Origin of the sequence: Streptomyces sp. NBC_01788, assembly GCF_035917575.1 — a bacterium.
GTDB lineage: Bacteria > Actinomycetota > Actinomycetes > Streptomycetales > Streptomycetaceae > Streptomyces.
In genome coordinates this window covers 2776586-2794996 of record NZ_CP109090.1, presented here as the reverse complement: position 1 = coordinate 2794996, position 18411 = coordinate 2776586, and the positions used below count along the sequence as shown (strand labels likewise).

Below are 18411 nucleotides of genomic sequence, written 5' to 3'. Positions count from 1 at the left end.
GGAGAGGTCGTCCGCTGTGCCGGTTGGCTGGCCTGCGGGGGTGCCGTCCCGAGCGAGAGAGTGAGATCCGCGTGTACGCCATCGTGCGCAGCGGTGGTCGCCAGCACAAGGTTGCTGTCGGCGACATCGTTGAGGTTGACAAGATTTCCACCGCCAAGGTTGGCGACACGGTCGAGCTTTCGACCCTGCTCGTCGTCGACGGTGACGCCGTGACCAGCGACCCGTGGGTGCTGGCCGGCATCAAGGTCCAGGCCGAGGTCGTGGACCACCACAAGGGCCAGAAGATCGACATTCTGCGCTACAAGAACAAGACCGGCTACCGTCGTCGGCAGGGCCACCGCCAGCAGTACACGGCGATCAAGGTCACGTCGATCCCCGCGGCTGCGAAGTAAGGGACTGAGGAGACATGGCACACAAGAAGGGCGCATCGTCCACTCGGAACGGTCGCGACTCCAATGCCCAGCGGCTCGGCGTGAAGCGCTTCGGCGGTCAGGTCGTCAACGCGGGTGAGATCCTGGTCCGCCAGCGCGGCACCCACTTCCACCCGGGCGCCGGTGTCGGCCGTGGCGGCGACGACACGCTGTTCGCGCTGCAGGCCGGTGCGGTGGAGTTCGGCACCAGCCGTGGCCGCAAGGTCGTGAACATCGTTCCGGTCGCCTGATCGGAAGCTTTCGCGAGGCGGACCTCACTTCCCCGGCGGGAAGGCGGGTCCGCCTTTCGCGTGTTACGCAGTCACCACATCCGTAAGTTTCACAGTGCTGGAGGCACCACCATGACCACCTTCGTGGACCGCGTCGAACTCCATGTCGCCGCGGGTAACGGAGGCCACGGCTGTGCCTCCGTGCATCGTGAGAAGTTCAAGCCGCTGGGCGGCCCGGACGGCGGCAACGGCGGTCACGGCGGGGACGTGATCCTCACCGTCGACCAGTCCGTCACCACGCTGCTCGAGTACCACCACTCGCCGCACCGCAAGGCCACCAACGGCAAGCCCGGCGAGGGCGGCAACCGCAGCGGCAAGGACGGGCAGGACCTCGTCCTCGCCGTGCCCGACGGCACCGTCGTGCTCGACAAGGCCGGCAACGTCCTCGCCGACCTCGTCGGAAACGGGACCTCGTACATCGCCGCGCAGGGCGGCCGGGGCGGCCTCGGCAACGCGGCGCTGGCCTCCGCCCGGCGCAAGGCGCCCGGCTTCGCGCTGCTGGGCGTGCCGGGTGACCTGCAGGACATCGTCCTGGAGCTGAAGACCGTCGCCGATGTGGCGCTGGTCGGGTACCCGAGCGCCGGCAAGTCCTCCCTCATCTCCGTCCTCTCCGCGGCCAAGCCGAAGATCGCGGACTATCCGTTCACCACCCTCGTGCCCAACCTGGGCGTGGTGACGGCCGGTTCGACCGTCTACACCGTCGCCGACGTGCCGGGTCTCATCCCCGGCGCCAGCCAGGGCAAGGGGCTCGGCCTGGAGTTCCTGCGCCATGTGGAGCGGTGCAGCGTGCTGGTGCACGTACTGGACACGGCCACCCTGGAGTCCGACCGCGACCCGGTCTCCGACCTCGACGTCATCGAGGAGGAGCTGCGGCAGTACGGCGGCCTCGGAAACCGTCCCCGCATCGTCGTCCTGAACAAGACCGACGTCCCCGACGGCAAGGACCTCGCCGAGATGGTCCGCCCCGACCTCCAGGCGCGCGGTTACCGCGTCTTCGAGGTGTCGGCGGTGGCGCACATCGGGCTCAAGGAGCTGTCGTACGCGCTGGCCGACCTGGTCGCCACGGCGCGCGCCGCCCGGCCGAAGGAGGAGGCGACCCGTATCGTCATCCGGCCGAAGGCGGTCGATGACGCGGGCTTCACCGTCGTCCGCGAGGACGACGGCCTCTTCCGCGTGCGGGGCGAGAAGCCCGAACGCTGGGTGCGGCAGACCGACTTCAACAACGACGAGGCCGTCGGTTACCTCGCCGACCGCCTCAACCGCCTCGGTGTCGAGGAGCAGTTGATGAAGGCCGGCGCCCGGTCCGGTGACGGTGTCGCCATCGGACCCGAGGAGAACGCCGTCGTCTTCGACTGGGAGCCGTCGGTCACGGCGGGCGCGGAGATGCTCGGCCGCCGCGGCGAGGACCACCGGTTCGAGGCGCCGCGTCCGGCCGCCCAGCGCCGCCGCGACCGCCAGGCGGAACGCGACGACGCCCAGGACGAGTACGACGACTTCGAGCCCTTCTAGAAGCGGGCGTCGGCACATCCGGATCACATGAGACTTCAGGTATTCAGCACCTGATGCTTTTGATCCGGAGGCCGACGTGATCGTCGACAAGCAGTTGATCAGATGAAATCTCGCTAATTGGGGCATCTGATAGCTTGAGCGCGACCATCCAGGCTGGAACGGAGGTGCGAGGGGCTGGTCCGACCTGACCCGGTCGAGGGCACACCCTCAGACGCGATGTTGCAACTGCACAAGCTCGAGCGTTACAAGGACGATCAAGGAAATCGGATCGTCTATGACGGCGAGGTCCGTGAGGACAAGATCGATATCCGGTTCAAGGGGTCGAACAACAGACTCGTTATCAGCCCCAAGGCCGATATCAAGGATCTGCTCATCACCTTCTCGGGAGACAACGGGCAGATCGAGATCGGCCCGACCACGAAGAAGCGTGCGGGCCTCCGCTTCGAACTGCGATGCGGACACGAGTCCCGGATCTGGATCGGCGAGAACGTGGGCTGCGCCGGCCGCACCTTCATCTCCGCCGTCGAAGGCGTGTCGGTGTCGATCGGTGACGACGTGATGTTCGCCAAGAACATCGAGGTGCGGGGCGACGACACCCACCCGATCTTCGACGTGCGCACCGAGAAGCGCGTGAACCCCTCCCAGTCGATCGTCGTGGGCGAGCACGTCTGGATCGCGAAGCACGCGGTCGTGATGGGCGGCGTCACCATCGGCGATGGCTCGGTGATCGGCTTCCGCTCCATCGTCACCTCGTCCATTCCGAACAACTGCGTCGCGGTGGGAGCACCGGCGCGCGTAGTACGGCGGGACATCGCCTGGGAGCGCCCGGAGGTCGTGCCGCGCCGCCCGGACGAGGAGTACCCGCGCAAGGGAGAGAAGTCCCCGAAGTACTGGAACCTCACCGATGACGCGGCGGTCCCGGAGAAGCCGGTGATGCGGCCGCGGGCCGGGGCGAAGCGGCGGCCGGCCCTGAAGCTCCCGGCACCGGTGCGGCGGCTGGTCCGGAAGTTTTCGTCCCCCTAAGAGGCCTGACAGCGGATCACCCCGGCACGGACACAGGTCAGTGCCGGGGTGATCCGCTGTCAGGGGTCAGCTAGAGCGCTTCGACGGTCGACTCCAGATGGGTCACCATACGGTTCAACCCGACCGGCAGGGCGACCATCGGACGCCAGCCGAGGGCCGCCAGGCGCGTGCTGTCAAGGCCCTGCTTCTTGGTCAGGCTGTAGGCGCGTGCGTCGGACTCATTGCTGAACCGCAGTCGGAGCCCGCGCTCCGGACGCACCTCGGTGAACAGCTCCGCCAGCCGCCGGATGGAGACCAGACCGGACGGGTCGGCGACGTTGTAGGCCGTCTGGTCACCGCGGAGCAGCGTGTAGAACAGTCCCGCGATGGCGTCGGCCACGTAGGTGTAGGTCCGTACGCCGGAACCGTCGCTGTTGAGCACGATGTCCTTGCCGGTCACCACGTTCGCTGCGAAGTCGGCCTGCACCCGCCCGTCGTCGAGCGCCATCCCCGGCCCGTAGATGTGACCGAACCTGACGACACGGCAGTCGATTCCGTACTGCGCCTCGTAGCTCGCGCAGATCGTCTCCGCGGCGCGCTTGCCTTCGGCATAGCAGGCCCGCGGGTTGAGGATGTCGAAGCCGCCGTAGCTCTGCTCGTCGATGAGCTCGGTCTCCGGCGGCTGGGCGCCGTAGACCTCCGCGGAGGACATCAGCACGAATCCGCGGCCGGCCTTCTCCACACACAGGTCGAGCAGGTTGAAGGTGCCCAGCAGATTCGCCTTGATCGTCATGACAGGCTGGCTGCCGTGCAGGGCGGGCCGCGCGGCGCTCGCCCCGTGGATCACGTAGTCGACGGGGCCGGGCAGCTCGAGCGGCGCCGATACGTCCTGGACGACGAGGTGAAAGTCGGGGCGGTCGAGCACATCGGCGAGCAGTCGCCTGGCCTTGTCCTCGTTCCGCACCAGACCGTGCACGGAGATCCCCAACCCGTGCCGGTCGTTCAGCGCGAGCAGGGTGTAGACGACGTACGACGGCAACATGCCGCTTGCACCGGTGACCAGCACCGTGCTGCCGGAAAGCTCGCTCCACGGCAGGTCACGGTCGAGGATCTCATCGAGGTCGTGCGCCACGACCGGACTGGAGACGGTAGTCACTGGAATCACGTACCTACGATCTGCTGGTTCTCGATGATCTCGAAGAACGTCCGGCACAGGTAGAAGTCCTCGGACGTCGTGATCTTTATGTTCGAGCGGGGGCCGACCACACGGTAGATCTTCTCGCCGTACCGGTGCATGAGGGAGCACGAGTCGATGGTGTCGTGCTCGTCCTCGGCCACCGCCCGGTCGTACAGCGAGAGGATCTGGCCGAGCCGGAAGCTCTGCGGGGCTTGAGCGGCGTAGATGTGGTCGCGCGGGATCACGTCGTCGATGTGCTCGTGCTCGCTCGACACCACAGTCTCGTTGAACTTGGTGCAGGTGATCGCGGAGCCGTGTTCCCGGACGGTCTCGATGTTGGCGCTGATCAGCTTCGCGTCGATCAGCGGCCGCACGCCGTCGTGAATCAGCACGACGGTGTCCTCGGGGCAGTCCGCGGCGACCGTCTTGAGCGCGTTGTGCCGCGACTCCTGACCGGTCCTGCCGCCGTCGACGACCCATCTGACCTTCTCGATCTCATACCGCTTGAGCAGCTTCATCAGGTGCTGGCGGTATTCGGGGAGGATCGCGATGGCGATGCCGTCGATATCGGGGTGCGCCTCGAAGTGCTCAAGGGTGTGGATGATGATCGGCTTGCCGTGGATCTCCAGGAACTGCTTCGGGAGAGCACGGGAGTTCATCCTTGTCCCGATGCCACCGGCGAAAAGCAACGCAACGTTCACAGCTCATGCCTCCGACTGGTCGCTGAGCGGTTGGTCGCCAACCGCCGTGTCGTCAGGGGCGAGATCGAGCCACCGGCGATCGCCGCCCGTCTTTCTGTCATCGGGGTCGCCGAGCACAAGCCAGTCGATCACCCGGTCCGCCGAGTTGGTGTCGACGAAGTCGAAGTTCTCCTTCCGGAACTGCTCCACCTTCGAGGTGTCGTAGTCCTCGTCCTGAAGGGCCTTGAGCAGCTCGTCGAAGGTCACGCAGATCTTGCCGGGAGCGACGGAGTCGTAGTCGCGGTGGAACCCGCGGATCACCGAGTAGGTGTCCTTGTCGTACGCGTAGAACAGGATCGGCCTGTCGAGCAGCGTGTACTCGTAGATGACGGAGGAGTAGTCCGTGACGAGTACGTCGGTGACGTGCAGCAGGTCGTTGGTGTCCGGGAACGACGCGAAGTCCAGCAGCCGATCCGAGTATTCCGCGGGAATCGGCACGGGATCCGTTATAAAGTGGTGCATCCGGAAGAGCACGACGTACTTGTCGCCGCAGACCTCGTGGAGCTTCGCGAAGTCGATGCGGTTGTAGTCGTAGTGCGCGTCGTCGATGTTCTTCCCGCGGAAGGTCGGCGCGAACAGCACGATCTTCTTGCCCTTGAGCTTCGGGTTGGCGGTGAAGAAGTCCTCGGTGACCTTGCGAGAGCGCTCCTCGTCGAGGAACGTGTCGATGCGCGGCAGACCCGTCGGCACGACCGCCGATTCCTCGATGCCGAACGCTTCGGCGTACACCGGCACAAGGTGCTGGGAGCCGGTGATCACGTAGGTGTACTTGCGGTGGGCGTTGGAAAGCTTCGGTGAACCGTATCGTCCGAATCGGCTGTAGCCGACCGACTTGAACCCGCTGCCGGCGTGCCAGAGCTGGATGATCTTGGTGTCCGGGGAAATGCCCAACTGCGCGAGAAGTCCGAAGTAGTCGTCCATCATCACGATGTCCGACGTCGCCAGCAAGTAGATGAGGCGGATCGTGCTCCACTTGTTGGCGGTGCTGGGTATTCGGAACGAATAGCGGAACGAGTACTTCTTGTCGAGATCCCGTTCGATCATCCGGTCATGGACGCGTGCCAGGTTGCCGCCGAGGCCGGTGCGCATCTCGGAGGCGAACAGGATCCGGTTGCCGCGCGACCGGTACAGGCGGTGCGAGACCGAGTAGATGCGGTTGGCGAGCTTGCGGCGCCGGGCGCGCGGCATGAACCACAGTCCGATCCGCTGGCCGAGCGGCTTCTTCGGAGCCTTCGCGACCGACTTGCCCGGCTTGCTCGGTCCGCCGCTGCGGAACAACTGGTACGTCCGCATGAGGAACTCGGGGTTGTCCTCGTCGTCCGAGATTCCGAAAGCGATCACGTACGCGGAGCGGTTGCGGTCGTAGAGGAAGGTGCGGGAGTCCACGTCGAGGCGTTCCGTGGCCGTGAGGTCGAAGTCGGCGGCCGGTAGTCGCGTCTCTCCGGCCACCGGGACGATCCGCCAGGAGCCGTTGGGCACCTGACGCCGGTCCTGGAAGTTGGTGACGTTGATCTCCAAGCGGTGCTGTTCGGCGTCAATTTGCCGAGAATTCACCGGGTACTCGCGCTCACCATCCACAATCAGGAAACGGAGCGTACTAGGATCCCCAGTGAAGTCCGAGACGGCCGCAGTGAGATTGAGGTGTACGCGCTCCCAGGAAATCGCTGCTATCGAGCAACGTGGCATCGTCATCCTTCCGTCCGTGAAACCGCCGCGCATCTAAGAGGCCTGCGCGACGGCGACGACGCCTGCCCGCGCCAGGTGGGGCGACCGTGGGAGCATAGCGCACCAAGTCAGCGCAACCATAAGCCGTGACAGGGGCCACCATCGCGGCGAGAGCTGCGGAACCGGGCGTCAATGGCCTCAATGAGTGTGACGCAGTCAACTGCTGCCGAGCGCTCCGCGCTTCTCCGTCACCGCGCGGGTGTGAACCGTGCCACCAGCACCCCGCGCATTCGGTATGTGGGCATCGCCATGCAGCCGGACGGACGCGAGGAGACGGACAATAACAGGGCAAGGCGGTCGTGCGCGAGGTGGGTTCCTCGTCGCTGACCACCGGGGCCGGTGGTCGGGACGTCGACGGAATGGACGTGCTCGGCAAGAGCCTGAAGGACGGCGCCGCCCGAGGGGCCTCGGCCGAGGGCGGCGGGCGGAAGGGGATCGTCCTCATCTCCTCCGGTGCCATCGCCGCCGCCCCGCGGAAGCGGCGTGCGCGGTGCCGTTCCATCCGCGGACTCGTCCGTGAGCCGGGCCCGGCGTACGCACTCAGCGGGGGGTGGTCGCCTGATCGAACATCCCGGTGAAGTCGCGCAGGCAGGCGTCGGCGGTGCGGAGCTGACGGATCTGCACATTCTGCTTTCCGGCCGGCTTTTCCAGGTCATCACTCTCGTTGTGCGCGATGCGCACAGTGCACCCCTGTCGGCCGAGCGAAACCACCACCACGTCGCCGGTCTTCTGCGGGAAGAAGTAGTACTTCACATCGCCGACTTTTTTGCTGCGCCGCCGTGCTCTTCGGATTCTTGAACACCGCCCCCGTGGTGATCGGCGGCCCGGCCGCCGCTGGTCCCCGCGGTGGAGAGGGTGCCCTCCTGACGCCGCAGGCCGTCGGCGAGCTCGAACTCCGGGTCGCCGGAGCCACCGGCTGAATATGTAGTTCGTGACGCCTCCGCCGATTGGAATAATCTTGACACGGACGCATCATGTTTACGCTTCCTTCCATATTTCTTGTTCGGCAATGCCGTGGCGGCGATCCGTGACTGCCCGCCCGGACGTGGCCGTCCGTCGGTGTCCGACGGTTGGAATACGAAGCCGACTCCCGTTCCGGTTCACGTAGATTGAGGGCACCCGGTAAGGAAGTGGGGAAGGTACGTGACAGGGGCAAGGCAGGCCGTGCGCGAGGCCCGCAGGATCGTCGTCAAGGTGGGTTCCTCGTCGCTGACCACCGCGTCGGGCGGCCTGGACGCCGACCGCGTGGACGCGCTCGTGGACGTGCTCGGCAAGAGCCTCAAGGACGGCGCCGCCCGAGGGGCCCCGGCCGAGGGCGGCGGGGGGCGGACGGGTGGGGGAGGCAAGGAGATCGTCCTCGTCTCCTCCGGCGCCATCGCCGCCGGCCTCGCCCCGCTGGGCCTGCGCCGCCGCCCCCGCGACCTCGCCCGCCAGCAGGCCGCGGCCAGCGTCGGCCAGGGCCTGCTCGTGGCCCGCTACACCGCCTCCTTCGCCCGCTACGGCATCCGTGTCGGCCAGGTCCTGCTGACCGGCGACGACACCAGCCGCCGCGCCCACCACCGCAACGCCTCCCGCACCCTCGACAAGCTCCTCGCGATGGGGGCCCTCCCGGTGGTGAACGAGAACGACACCGTCGCCACCGACGAGATCCGCTTCGGCGACAACGACCGGCTCGCCGCGCTCGTCGCCCACCTGGTCCGCGCCGACCTGCTGGTGCTGCTGTCCGACGTGGACGGCCTCTACGACGGTGACCCGAGCAGGCCGGGCACCTCCCGGCTGGCGGAGGTGCGGGGCCCGGACGACCTGGCGGGCATCGAGATCGGCAGCGCCGGCAAGGCCGGCGTCGGCACCGGCGGCATGGTGACCAAGGTGGAGGCGGCCCGGATCGCGGCCGCCGCCGGCATCCCCGTGGTGCTGACCAGCGCCGTCCACGCCGCCGACGCCCTGTCCGGCGGCGACACCGGCACCTACTTCCACCCCACCGGAAAGCGCTCCGCCGACCGGCTGCTGTGGCTGCAGCACGCCTCCGCCCCGCAGGGCTCGCTCACCCTCGACGACGGCGCGGTCCGGGCTGTCGTCGAGGGCCGCAAGTCGCTGCTGCCCGCCGGTATCGCCGCCGTGGAGGGCGAGTTCACCGCCGGCGACCCGGTCGAACTGCGCGACGGCACCGGGCGCGCGGTGGCCCGCGGCCTCGTCAACTTCGACGCCAAGGAGATCCCCCGGCTGATCGGCCGCTCCACCCGCGAACTCGCCCGCGAGCTGGGCCCGGCGTACGAACGCGAGGTCGTACACAGGGACGATCTGGTGCTCCTGCAGCCGTAATGGTCCGAAACGTCCGGCCGCCCGGGTGCCGAAGGTGGGGGACGTTCCGTAAAACCGCCCCCGCGGAGCCGTGCGGCCTGCTCCACTTTGAGGCAGGGACGCATTCCGCATGAGCGGGACCAGCGGTGGAGCGATGTCAGCGATGCGAGCGAGCGCTGCGTGAAGGAGGACGTCGTGAGACGAGTGCGCCCCGGGGCGGCGGCGTCCCGCGGTGGCCTGACGAGCGTGGTGACCGGAGACGGCTGCGCCGCACCGCAGGACCTGCCCCGGCTGTGGCACGTCACGCTCAGCGTCTCCGGCGCCCAGGCCCCGCTGAAGGAAGTGCGGCGCGGCCTCGAGCAGCTCGCCCACGACCACCCCTTCCTGCTGACCAGCCGGTACGCGGGCGACCATGCCGAGATCCGCTACTGGGAGGAGGCCCGCGACCTCCACGACGCGGCCGCCGTCGCCCTGCGGCTGTGGGGCGAGCACCGGCAGAGCGCCCAGCTGCCGCCCTGGGAGATCGTCGGACTCGAGGTCGTCGACCGCGAGACCTACCACCAGCGCCTCGCCGAGGGGTACGGGGCGCCGCCGGCGACACCGGTCGGGGTCCATCCCTTTTGACCCGTCTCGCGGTGTGGGACGACCGGTGGCCGCCCCGCACGCCGCACTACCCTTCCTTCATGACCATGCTCTCGCCGTACGACTCGATGTCCCCGGTCACCCAGGCCGCGTACCGCGCCAAGGCCGCCGCCGCCGACCTCGCGCCGCTGCCGCGAGTGGCGAAGGACGACGCCCTGCTGGCCATCGCGGACGCCCTGGAGGTCCGTACCGGCGAGATCCTCGAGGCGAACGCCAAGGACGTCGCCAAGGCCCGCGAGGCCGGTACCAGCGACGCCATCGTCGACCGGCTCACGCTCACCCCCGAGCGGGTGCGCGCCATCGCCGCCGACGTGCGGGACGTGGCGGGGCTGCCCGACCCGGTCGGCGAGGTCGTCCGCGGCAACACGCTGCCGAACGGGCTCGACCTGCGCCAGGTCCGCGTCCCGCTCGGCGTGGTCGGGATCATCTACGAGGCCCGCCCGAACGTCACCGTGGACGCCGCCGCCCTCTGCCTGAAGTCGGGCAACGCGGTGCTGCTGCGTGGCTCGGCCTCCGCCTACGAGTCGAACACCGCCCTGGTCCGGGTCGTCCGCGACGCCGTGGGCGGGTCGGGGCTGCCCGCCGACGCCGTGCAGCTGGTGCCCGGCGAGAGCCGCGAGAGCGTACGCGAGCTGATGCGCGCGCGCGGCCTGGTCGACGTGCTGATCCCGCGCGGCGGCGCCTCGCTGATCCGGACCGTGGTGAACGAGTCCACCGTGCCGGTGATCGAGACCGGCACCGGCAACTGCCACGTCTACGTCGACGCGCAGGCCGACGTCGACACGGCTGTCGACATCCTGATCAACTCCAAGGCGCAGCGGCCCAGCGTCTGCAACGCCGCCGAGACGCTGCTGGTCCACCAGGACATCGCCGCCGAGTTCCTGCCCCGCGCCCTGGACGCGCTCGCCGAGGCCGGGGTCACCGTCCACGCCGACGAGCGGGTCATGGCCCACGCCAAGGACTCCCGGGCCACGGTCGTCGAGGCCACCGCGGAGGACTGGGAGACCGAGTACCTGTCGTACGACATCGCCGCCGCCGTGGTCGATTCCCTCGACCGGGCCGTCGCGCACATCCGGCTGTGGAGCTCCGGGCACACCGAGGCGATCGTCACCACCTCGCAGCAGGCCGCCCGCCGGTTCACCCAACTGGTCGACTCCACGACCGTCGCCGTCAACGCCTCCACCCGCTTCACCGACGGCGGCCAGTTCGGCTTCGGCGCCGAGATCGGCATCTCCACGCAGAAGCTGCACGCCCGCGGCCCGATGGGCCTGCCCGAGCTGACCAGCACCAAGTACATCCTCACGGGGGACGGGCACACCCGGCGCTGACGCGGGCCGGCCCGTGGCGGGGCGTCTCAGCAGACGGATGAATTTCCATACCGTCTGCCCAAATTGACCCCTCAGGTCTACTCTGGATCCGTGCCGGAGGACGTGGGGGGCACGCCGTTCCCTGACGGCTGGGAGCCCGACGACGACCACGACCACGGGGTGTCGGACGAAGAGTTCGCCTCCGTGGTCTTCGACGAGGCCTTCGTACGCGCGGCCGTGATCCACGAGCCGACCGCGGTCGAACGCCTCCTGGCCGCCGCGCAGGCCAGAGCAGAGGCCTCCGAGGCGGAGGCCCGCCGCGCCCACGCCAGAGGCGAGCGCTACGAGGAGGGGTACGGTCTCGGCCCCGATCCCTACGGCGACCCGGACGACCCCGACGCCGACGTCCTCGAAGGCCGTCCCGGCGCCCCGGGGACCTTCGGCAAGCACGTCCGCTGGCACCGCCCCGTCGCCTGGGTGCTCGCCCTCGTCATGGGCATCGGCATGGTCGCCCTCGCCTTCGCGGCGGTCTACCGGGGCGGCTCCTCGGGCAGCCGGGACCAGGTCCCGCCGCCCGCCTCGACCGGCCTGGAACAGGGCAGCGCGGCGGCGCCCTCCGCGTCCGCCGAATACTCCCAGCCCGCCGTCCCCGCGGTCCCGCGCACGCCCTGACGGCGGCGCGGCGGTTCTGGTGAGAACCTGTCAGAACTTGTCGCACATCAGGGCGTTTACCAGGGCTTGCGGAGACCTACCCTGAAGATATGGGAGGGCCTGGAGAGCCACCTGAGGGGACACCCGAGGGCGTCCCTGGAGGTGCGGAGGACGAATACCGGTCCGTCGTCTTCGACGAGTCGTTCGTCCGGGCTGCCCGTCTCCAGGAATACTCCGCACTCGAACGGTTGACCGACCACACTCCCGCCGTGCGCCGCCGCCCGCCGATGCGCCGCGGGCTGTCACGGCAGGCACTGCTGCTGGTCCTGCTGATCATCGTCGCCTTCGGCACCGCGATCTACATGGGCGTGCGGCACCCCTACCAGAGCACACAGGCCCAGCGGCCCGTGGAGCCGCTGCGGATGACCGTCGTCCCGCTCGCCCCGCAGGGCAAGGTGCCCGGCGCGGCCGACCCCGCGTACCTGTACGGGCACAGCCCGGCCGCCCAGTTCTCCGTCGGCGCGGAGGGCGTACCGCTGCCCACCGTACGGCGCACCGCGCATTTCTCCGACAGTCAGGTCGTCGCCGCGCTGACCATCGCGAAGGAGTACATCGTCGCGTCCTCCCTCTACCCGGAGGTGCTCACCGGCGGTCGGACCGACCCCGTGCGGGCGCTGCTCGACGCCGGTCAGCTCGACCAGTTCGACCAGAGCTTCGACCGGCCCGCCGCCGACGGGCGGCACGCGGCCACCGGCTGGCTCGTCCGCTTCGACCCGGCCCGCGTCGAGTTGGCCGGCCGCGAGATCCGGGTCCAGGGCAGTCTCCAGGCCGCCGAGACCGACTCCTCCACCCTGGAGGTGGGCGCGGACCACACCTTCGTCTACGCCCTGAAGCCGGCCGGCTCCGGCGCGCACGCGCCGTCCTCGCTGTTCACCGTCCGGCGCGAGCTGCAGTTCCGCTTCACCCCGGACGACCTGCGGCTGCACCAGGTGCAGATCGTCGTCTCCTACACGCAGGCCGGCCCGCTCTCCTGCGCCGGGGACTCCGCACGGCAGTTCGAGCCGCTGCTGGCCGGCCAGACCGCCAAGGCGGGCAGCCCGCCCGGCACGGACCCGTACGCCACGGACACCGCGGCGGCCGTCTGCGGCTCCCTGGCGCACAGCGCGGAGCCGACGGTGGGGTAGGTCAGTAGGTCAGTCCTCGTCTCGGGGCGGGGCGGTGTCGGTGGACGGCTGGTCCTTGCCCCCGTCCTTGGGCGGGGCCGACCCCGTGAAGCCGCCGAAGCCGCGCCGCACCCGGTCGCCCAGGTCGCCGGCGCCGCCCGCCAGATCGCTGACCAGCTTCATCAGCGGGTCCTTCGAGCTCTTGACGTGGCTGGCGTAGTGGGCCGCCGACTCGCGGAAGGAGTCGCTGACCGAGGTGTCCTTGTCCTCGGAGCGGCGCGGGTAGTGGCCGTCCATGATCCGCTGGTAGTCGCGGGATTCCGCCCACTTCTTCAGCTCGGCCGCACGCACGGTGGTGAAGGGGTGCGAACGCGGCAGCACGTTGAGGATCTTCAGCACGGAGTCCCGTAGGTCGCCCCCGGCCTCGTACTCCTCGGCCTGCTGGAGGAACGCGTCCACGTTCATCTGGTGCAGGTGGTTGCCGCCCGCGATCTTCATCAGACCCCGCATGGAGGCCTTCAGGTCCTGGCCGACGAGCAGACCCGCCCGGTCCGCCGACAGCTCCGACTTGCGGAACCACTCGCGCAGCCCGGTGACGATCGCCATGATCGCGAGGTTGCCCAGCGGGATCCAGGCGACCCGGACGGCCAGACTCGTCAGGAACAGCAGGATCGTGCGGTACACGGCGTGCCCGGACAGGGCGTGGCCCACCTCGTGGCCGACGACCGCCCGCATCTCCTCCTCGTCGAGCAGCTCGACCAGGCCCGTGGTGACCACGATGATCGGCTCGTCCAGGCCGATGCACATCGCGTTGGGCTGGGGGTCCTGGGTCACGTACATCGGCGGGACCTTCTCCAGGTCCAGGACGTAGCAGGCGTCCCGCAGCATGTCGTTCAGGTGGGAGAACTGCTGGTCGGAGACGCGTACGGAGTCGGACAGGAACAGCAGCCGGAGGCTGCGCTCGGGCAGCAGGCCGCTGAGGGCCTTGAACACCGTGTCGAAGCCGCTCAGCTTGCGCAGCGCGACCAGGGCGGAGCGGTCGGCCGGGTGCTCGTACGCGCGCGAGGAGATCTCGGGGAAGCGCCTGCGCTGCCGGCTAGGCACCTGCTCCCGCCCGTCCTGTGCGCGGCCGTCGTCGGACATGTGGTCCCCCATGTCTGTCAGTGTCCCAATGTGCCCCCGAGGCAGGGCCCAGCCTAGGCGGAGATACCGTGGACGGGCAGTACGACGAAGGAGTCCACGTCATGGAGCACCGCCCCGCAGCCGCCTGGCTCACCGAGGCCGCGAGCGCCGCCGCCCAGCACCAGGGGGCGGGTTACCTGCTCCGGGTCGTCCTGATCGTGATGATCGTGGGCTGCGTACTCACCGGCTGGTTCCTCCTCCGCGGCTACAAGCGGAACGACGACTGACACGGCGGAAAGGTTCCCGGGGGCTCCCGCGGCCGTGGCGCCCGCCCTCGCGGGTGCCGACGGGGCGGGAGCGCCCGCGGCGCCAAGAGTGGAGTCGGGGTGAGCGCTGCGTCGAGGGTTGCTTACGATGGGCCGACATCCTTGTCCCGCCCACTCCCGGATAGGTCCTGCCAAAGATGAGCTTCCCCAGCACCGCTGCCCAGTTGGCCACCCTCGCCGAGGCCGAGGGCGGCAACCACGAGAGCCTCAGCCCCTTCCTCACCGGCGGCGGCGCGCTGTTCATCCTGCTGCTCCTGCTGTGGATCACCACGCGTTTCAACCGCGACCGCTGAACCCCGTCCGGCCCGTTACCCGGGATCTGGATCATGGAGTCCTCAGGCCGGGCCGGTAGGGTCTGCACGCATGGGAGAGCAGGACATGCCTACCGGTCCGGCGAGTGACACGGTGAAACCCCTCGAACACGGGCCCGGCGGCGGGACTTCGGCGTCGGGCAAGCGGCGCCTCGGCGTCATGGGCGGGACGTTCGACCCGATCCACCACGGGCACCTCGTGGCGGCCAGCGAGGTCGCCGCGCAGTTCCACCTGGACGAGGTGGTGTTCGTACCCACGGGACAGCCCTGGCAGAAGTCCCACCGCCATGTCTCCCCGGCGGAGGACCGCTATCTGATGACGGTCATCGCGACCGCCGAGAACCCGCAGTTCTCCGTGAGCCGCATTGACATCGACCGCGGCGGTCCCACCTACACCGTGGACACCCTGCGCGACCTGCGCGCGCTCAACCCGGACACGGACCTGTTCTTCATCACCGGCGCCGACGCGCTCGGCCAGATCATCACCTGGCGGGACTCCGAGGAACTGTTCTCCCTCGCGCACTTCATCGGCGTCACCCGGCCCGGCCACCATCTGACCGACCCCGGCCTGCCGGAAGGCGGTGTCTCGCTCGTCGAGGTCCCCGCCCTCGCCATCTCCTCCACGGACTGCCGGGCAAGAGTCGCCAAGGGCGACCCGGTCTGGTATCTGGTGCCTGACGGAGTCGTGCGCTACATCGCCAAACGCCAGCTGTACCGAGGCGAGTAAGCCGAGAGGGGCACCGGTGAACGACCGATACGACGCTGGTCACGGGGGCGACCAGTACGAACTCGTCGGCTACGACGAGTACGGCCGGCCTGTGTACCGGCCGATCCCCGCCCAGCAGACTCCGCAGCAGACCTACGACGCGTACGGGCAGCAGGGCTACGGCTACGACCCGTACGCGACCGGCGGCCAGCAGCAGCTCGATCCCACGGCCTACCAGGGCGGCGCCTACCAGTCCGGCCAGGACGGCGCCTACCAGGGCGGCTACGGCACCGGCTACGACGGCGGTCACGACGACCAGGGCCGGCAGGCGCCCGGCCCCGCCGCCCAGGGCGCCCACGGCTCCTACGACCCGTACGGCTCCGGCCCGGCCGCGGCGCCCCACGACCCGTACGGCGCGGCCGCGACCAGCGGACAGCAGCCCCGGGTCGCCGAGCAGACCGCCCACATCCCGCAGCAGACCGGCCCGGCGGACGCCGACCGGGCGGAGCGGGGACCGGACCGGGACGGCGCGGACGAACGCGACTACCGGACCGAGCAGTTCGCCTTCGTCGAGGAGCCGAGCGACGACTCCGAGGACGTCATCGACTGGCTGAAGTTCACCGAGAACCGCACGGAGCGCCGCGAGGAGGCCCGCCGCCGCGCCCGCAGCCGCATCATCGCCCTGACCGTCGTGCTGGCCCTGGTCGCCGTGGGCGGCGTCGGCTACCTCTGGTACGCCGGGAAGCTGCCCGGCCTGTCGTCCCCCGGCTCGGAGAGCGGCACCACGACCGCGTCCGGCGCCCAGAAGCGCGACGTGATCGTCGTCCACCTGCACGACACCGCGCGGGGCGGCACGTCCACGGCCCTGCTCGTCGGCAACACCACCACCAAGCAGGGCACCACCGTCCTGCTGCCCAACACCCTCGCCCTGACGGGCGACGACGGCAGCGTCACGACCCTCGCCAAGTCGGTCAAGGGCGACGGCTCCTCGGGAACCCGCGACCAGCTCGACACGGTCCTCGGCACCGACATCGAGGGCACCTGGCGCCTGGACACCCCCTACCTCCAGAACCTCGTCGACTCGGTCGGCAACGTCGACGTCGACACCAACGCCGACGTACCCGACCCGGACAGCAAGAAGAAGGACACCTCGCCCCTGGTCCGCAAGGGCAAGTCGCAGACCCTCAGCGGCAAGATGGCCGTCGCCTACGCCACCTACCACGCCTCGGGCGAGGAGGAGAACGCCCAGCTCGAACGGTTCGGGCAGGTGATGCAGAGCGTGCTGCGCAAGCTCTCCTCCGACGCCCAGGGCGCCACGACGACGGTGCAGACGCTCCAGCAGATCCTCGACCCCTCGCTCACCGACGAGGACCTCGGCACGTTCCTCGCCAAACTGGCCGCGTTCGCCAAGGGCGGCGACTACAAGACGGCGCTGCTGCCCGTGCAGACGGACGGCACGCTGAGCGCCGAGACCAGCCAGAGCGTGGTCAAGGACGTCCTCGGCGGCACCGCGAAGAGCCCCGACCAGTCGTCCGCCGTCCGGGTCTCCGTGCAGAACGCCACCGGCGCCAAGGCCGACACCGAGAAGGCCCGGGTCGCCCTCCTGGGCGGCGGCTTCACCTTCCTGGAAGGCGGCACCTCGTCCGCCGTCCGCTCGGCGTCCGAAGTCGTCTATTCCGACGCCGCCAACAAGCAGAAGGCCACCGACGTCGCCAGAACCCTGGGACTGCCCGACACGGCGGTGACGAAGGGCAAGGTCACCTCGAACGCCGACGTCTCGGTCGTCCTCGGCCAGGACTACCGGGGCCCGTCGGCGCAGTGATCCCCCGAAACGCGTGAGGCGTCCTCGGCGGTCCGTGAGACCCTTAGTGTCAAGTGACCGCCGAAGGAAAGCCTCGTAGTGACCGCGACCGACCGCTCTCTCGAACTCATCAACACCGCCGCCCAGGCGGCCGCCGACAAGCTCGCGCACGACGTCATCGCGTATGACGTCAGCGACGTGCTGTCGATCACGGACGCCTTCCTGCTGGCGTCCGCGCCCAACGACCGCCAGGTCAAGTCGATCGTCGACGAGATCGAGGAGCGACTGCTGAAGGAACTCGGCGCCAAGCCGGTGCGCCGCGAAGGCGACCGCGAGGCCCGCTGGGTTCTGCTCGACTACGTCGACATCGTCGTGCACGTCCAGCACAGCGAGGAGCGGGTCTTCTACGCCCTGGAGCGGCTGTGGAAGGACTGCCCCGAGCTCGAACTGCCCGCCGACGCCAAGGCCACCCGTGGCCGGGCCGAGGAGCACGCCAAGCAGCAGGCCGACGAGGAGGCGGACGAGCCCCGCGGTGAGTGGCGGTGAGTGGCGTCGCCGAGGCGCCCGGCCGCACCACGGGCCGGGGCCGCCGCATCATCCTGTGGCGGCACGGCCAGACCTCCTGGAACGTGGAGCGCCGCTTCCAGGGCAGCACCGACGTGGAGCTGACCGGGACCGGGGTCGGCCAGGCCCGCCGTGCCGCCCGTCTGCTGGCCTCTCTGCGGCCCGACGCGATCGTCTCTTCCGATCTCGTGCGGGCCACCCGCACGGCCGCCGCGCTGGCCGAGCTGACCGGCCTTGAGGTCGCCCGGGACGAGGGCCTGCGCGAGACCTACGCGGGCGTCTGGCAGGGCCTGACGCACGAGGAGATCATCGACCGGCACGGCGAGGAGTACACCGCGTGGAAGCGCGGTGAGCCGGTGCGCCGCGGCGGCGGCGAACTGGAGACGGAGGTCGCCGACCGCGCCGCCCCCGTCGTGCTGCGGTACCTGGAGAAGGTCCCCGAGGACGGCACGCTCGTGGTGGTCAGCCACGGCGGCACCATCCGCACCACCCTCGGCCGCCTCCTCGGCCTGGAGCCCCGCCACTGGGAGAGCCTGGGCGGCCTGTCCAACTGCTGCTGGTCGGTCCTCGGCGAGGGCGCCCGGGGCTGGCGGCTGATGGAGCACAACGCCGGCACCCTGCCCGAGCCCGTCCTCGGCGACGACGACTGAGCCGCCCGCGGCCC

General features: G+C 69.5%; 21 protein-coding genes. 16 read left to right on the top strand and 5 right to left on the bottom strand.

All coding sequences use genetic code 11. The features are described 5' to 3' along the window. Window positions 1–71 precede the first annotated feature (71 nt). The 4 genes from rplU to OIE49_RS12870 all read left to right on the top strand — a co-directional run bounded on the left by rplU (window position 72) and on the right by OIE49_RS12870 (window position 3232). Entirely contained in the window at window positions 72–392 is a 321-nt protein-coding gene (gene rplU, locus OIE49_RS12885; RefSeq protein ID WP_030749991.1) for a 50S ribosomal protein L21, read from the top strand. A 14-nt stretch (window positions 393–406) separates the two neighbouring features. Further along, the gene (gene rpmA, locus OIE49_RS12880; RefSeq protein WP_030051735.1) at window positions 407–661 is read left to right on the top strand and encodes a 50S ribosomal protein L27; all 255 of its coding nucleotides are present in this window, start codon (window positions 407–409) and stop codon (window positions 659–661) included. A 111-nt stretch (window positions 662–772) separates the two neighbouring features. Continuing rightward, the gene (gene obgE, locus OIE49_RS12875; protein ID WP_326802431.1) at window positions 773–2209 is read left to right on the top strand and encodes a GTPase ObgE; all 1437 of its coding nucleotides are present in this window, start codon (window positions 773–775) and stop codon (window positions 2207–2209) included. A 216-nt stretch (window positions 2210–2425) separates the two neighbouring features. Then, entirely contained in the window at window positions 2426–3232 is an 807-nt protein-coding gene (locus OIE49_RS12870) for an acyltransferase (RefSeq protein WP_326802430.1), read from the top strand. Between the two features lie 70 nt (window positions 3233–3302). Here OIE49_RS12870 and OIE49_RS12865 read toward each other — a convergent pair whose 3' ends face one another. From OIE49_RS12865 to OIE49_RS12850, 4 genes are all read right to left on the bottom strand, one after another. After that, the gene (locus OIE49_RS12865; RefSeq protein ID WP_326802429.1) at window positions 3303–4376 is read right to left on the bottom strand and encodes an NAD-dependent epimerase/dehydratase family protein; all 1074 of its coding nucleotides are present in this window, start codon (window positions 4374–4376) and stop codon (window positions 3303–3305) included. Next, the gene (locus OIE49_RS12860; RefSeq protein WP_326802428.1) at window positions 4373–5089 is read right to left on the bottom strand and encodes an IspD/TarI family cytidylyltransferase; all 717 of its coding nucleotides are present in this window, start codon (window positions 5087–5089) and stop codon (window positions 4373–4375) included. Before OIE49_RS12860 ends, OIE49_RS12865 begins: the two co-directional genes overlap by 4 nt. 3 nt (window positions 5090–5092) lie before the next feature. Beyond that, window positions 5093–6646, bottom strand: a complete 1554-nt coding sequence (locus OIE49_RS12855; protein ID WP_326802427.1) for a CDP-glycerol glycerophosphotransferase family protein — start codon at window positions 6644–6646, stop codon at window positions 5093–5095. 747 nt (window positions 6647–7393) lie between these two features. Next, the gene (locus tag OIE49_RS12850; protein ID WP_326802426.1) at window positions 7394–7606 is read right to left on the bottom strand and encodes a hypothetical protein; all 213 of its coding nucleotides are present in this window, start codon (window positions 7604–7606) and stop codon (window positions 7394–7396) included. 41 nt (window positions 7607–7647) lie between these two features. Here OIE49_RS12850 and OIE49_RS12845 point away from each other — a divergent pair, with 41 nt between their 5' ends. From OIE49_RS12845 to OIE49_RS12820, 6 genes are all read left to right on the top strand, one after another. Further along, entirely contained in the window at window positions 7648–7773 is a 126-nt protein-coding gene (locus OIE49_RS12845; protein WP_326802425.1) for a hypothetical protein, read from the top strand. A gap of 223 nt (window positions 7774–7996) precedes the next feature. Next, window positions 7997–9175 carry a glutamate 5-kinase gene (gene proB / locus OIE49_RS12840; RefSeq protein WP_442812231.1) on the top strand — a complete coding sequence of 393 codons (1179 nt, stop codon included), beginning with the start codon at window positions 7997–7999 and terminating at the stop codon, window positions 9173–9175. Window positions 9176–9349: 174 nt separating this feature from the next. After that, window positions 9350–9778 carry a hypothetical protein gene (locus tag OIE49_RS12835; RefSeq protein WP_100567168.1) on the top strand — a complete coding sequence of 143 codons (429 nt, stop codon included), beginning with the start codon at window positions 9350–9352 and terminating at the stop codon, window positions 9776–9778. Window positions 9779–9837: 59 nt separating this feature from the next. Beyond that, the gene (locus OIE49_RS12830; protein WP_326802424.1) at window positions 9838–11124 is read left to right on the top strand and encodes a glutamate-5-semialdehyde dehydrogenase; all 1287 of its coding nucleotides are present in this window, start codon (window positions 9838–9840) and stop codon (window positions 11122–11124) included. A gap of 90 nt (window positions 11125–11214) precedes the next feature. Continuing rightward, entirely contained in the window at window positions 11215–11775 is a 561-nt protein-coding gene (locus tag OIE49_RS12825; protein WP_442812230.1) for an SCO2584 family spore wall biosynthesis protein, read from the top strand. A gap of 89 nt (window positions 11776–11864) precedes the next feature. Next, window positions 11865–12938, top strand: coding sequence for an SCO2583 family membrane protein (locus OIE49_RS12820; protein ID WP_326802422.1), 1074 nt, complete (start codon window positions 11865–11867; stop codon window positions 12936–12938). A 9-nt stretch (window positions 12939–12947) separates the two neighbouring features. Here OIE49_RS12820 and OIE49_RS12815 read toward each other — a convergent pair whose 3' ends face one another. Beyond that, window positions 12948–14072: a M48 family metallopeptidase gene (locus tag OIE49_RS12815; RefSeq protein WP_401737605.1), complete on the bottom strand. Its 1125-nt coding sequence runs from the start codon at window positions 14070–14072 to the stop codon at window positions 12948–12950. Between the two features lie 89 nt (window positions 14073–14161). Here OIE49_RS12815 and OIE49_RS12810 point away from each other — a divergent pair, with 89 nt between their 5' ends. From OIE49_RS12810 to OIE49_RS12785, 6 genes are all read left to right on the top strand, one after another. Beyond that, complete coding sequence (locus tag OIE49_RS12810; protein WP_326802421.1) at window positions 14162–14326, top strand: hypothetical protein; 165 nt, start codon at window positions 14162–14164, stop codon at window positions 14324–14326. A gap of 176 nt (window positions 14327–14502) precedes the next feature. Then, window positions 14503–14658 (top strand): hypothetical protein, encoded by a 156-nt coding sequence (locus OIE49_RS12805; protein ID WP_199836487.1) that lies wholly within the window; start codon window positions 14503–14505, stop codon window positions 14656–14658. A gap of 70 nt (window positions 14659–14728) precedes the next feature. Further along, window positions 14729–15403, top strand: a complete 675-nt coding sequence (gene nadD, locus OIE49_RS12800) for a nicotinate-nucleotide adenylyltransferase (protein WP_100566872.1) — start codon at window positions 14729–14731, stop codon at window positions 15401–15403. 16 nt (window positions 15404–15419) lie between these two features. After that, window positions 15420–17204: an LCP family protein gene (locus OIE49_RS12795; RefSeq protein WP_326802420.1), complete on the top strand. Its 1785-nt coding sequence runs from the start codon at window positions 15420–15422 to the stop codon at window positions 17202–17204. A gap of 78 nt (window positions 17205–17282) precedes the next feature. After that, window positions 17283–17729, top strand: coding sequence for a ribosome silencing factor (gene rsfS, locus OIE49_RS12790; protein WP_326802419.1), 447 nt, complete (start codon window positions 17283–17285; stop codon window positions 17727–17729). Further along, window positions 17720–18397, top strand: coding sequence for a histidine phosphatase family protein (locus OIE49_RS12785; RefSeq protein ID WP_326802418.1), 678 nt, complete (start codon window positions 17720–17722; stop codon window positions 18395–18397). Before rsfS ends, OIE49_RS12785 begins: the two co-directional genes overlap by 10 nt. The last annotated feature ends 14 nt before the right edge of the window (window positions 18398–18411 follow it).

Excerpts from the sequence above, each read along its gene's own strand:
- rpmA (WP_030051735.1), top strand. The coding sequence starts at position 407 with ATGGCACACAAGAAGGGCGCATCGTCCACTCGGAACGGTCGCGACTCC.
- obgE (WP_326802431.1), top strand. The coding sequence starts at position 773 with ATGACCACCTTCGTGGACCGCGTCGAACTCCATGTCGCCGCGGGTAAC.
- OIE49_RS12870 (WP_326802430.1), top strand. The coding sequence starts at position 2,426 with ATGTTGCAACTGCACAAGCTCGAGCGTTACAAGGACGATCAAGGAAAT.
- OIE49_RS12830 (WP_326802424.1), top strand. The coding sequence starts at position 9,838 with ATGACCATGCTCTCGCCGTACGACTCGATGTCCCCGGTCACCCAGGCC.
- OIE49_RS12820 (WP_326802422.1), top strand. The coding sequence starts at position 11,865 with ATGGGAGGGCCTGGAGAGCCACCTGAGGGGACACCCGAGGGCGTCCCT.
- OIE49_RS12815 (WP_401737605.1), bottom strand. The coding sequence starts at position 14,072 with ATGGGGGACCACATGTCCGACGACGGCCGCGCACAGGACGGGCGGGAG.
- OIE49_RS12810 (WP_326802421.1), top strand. The coding sequence starts at position 14,162 with ATGGAGCACCGCCCCGCAGCCGCCTGGCTCACCGAGGCCGCGAGCGCC.
- OIE49_RS12805 (WP_199836487.1), top strand. The coding sequence starts at position 14,503 with ATGAGCTTCCCCAGCACCGCTGCCCAGTTGGCCACCCTCGCCGAGGCC.
- nadD (WP_100566872.1), top strand. The coding sequence starts at position 14,729 with ATGGGAGAGCAGGACATGCCTACCGGTCCGGCGAGTGACACGGTGAAA.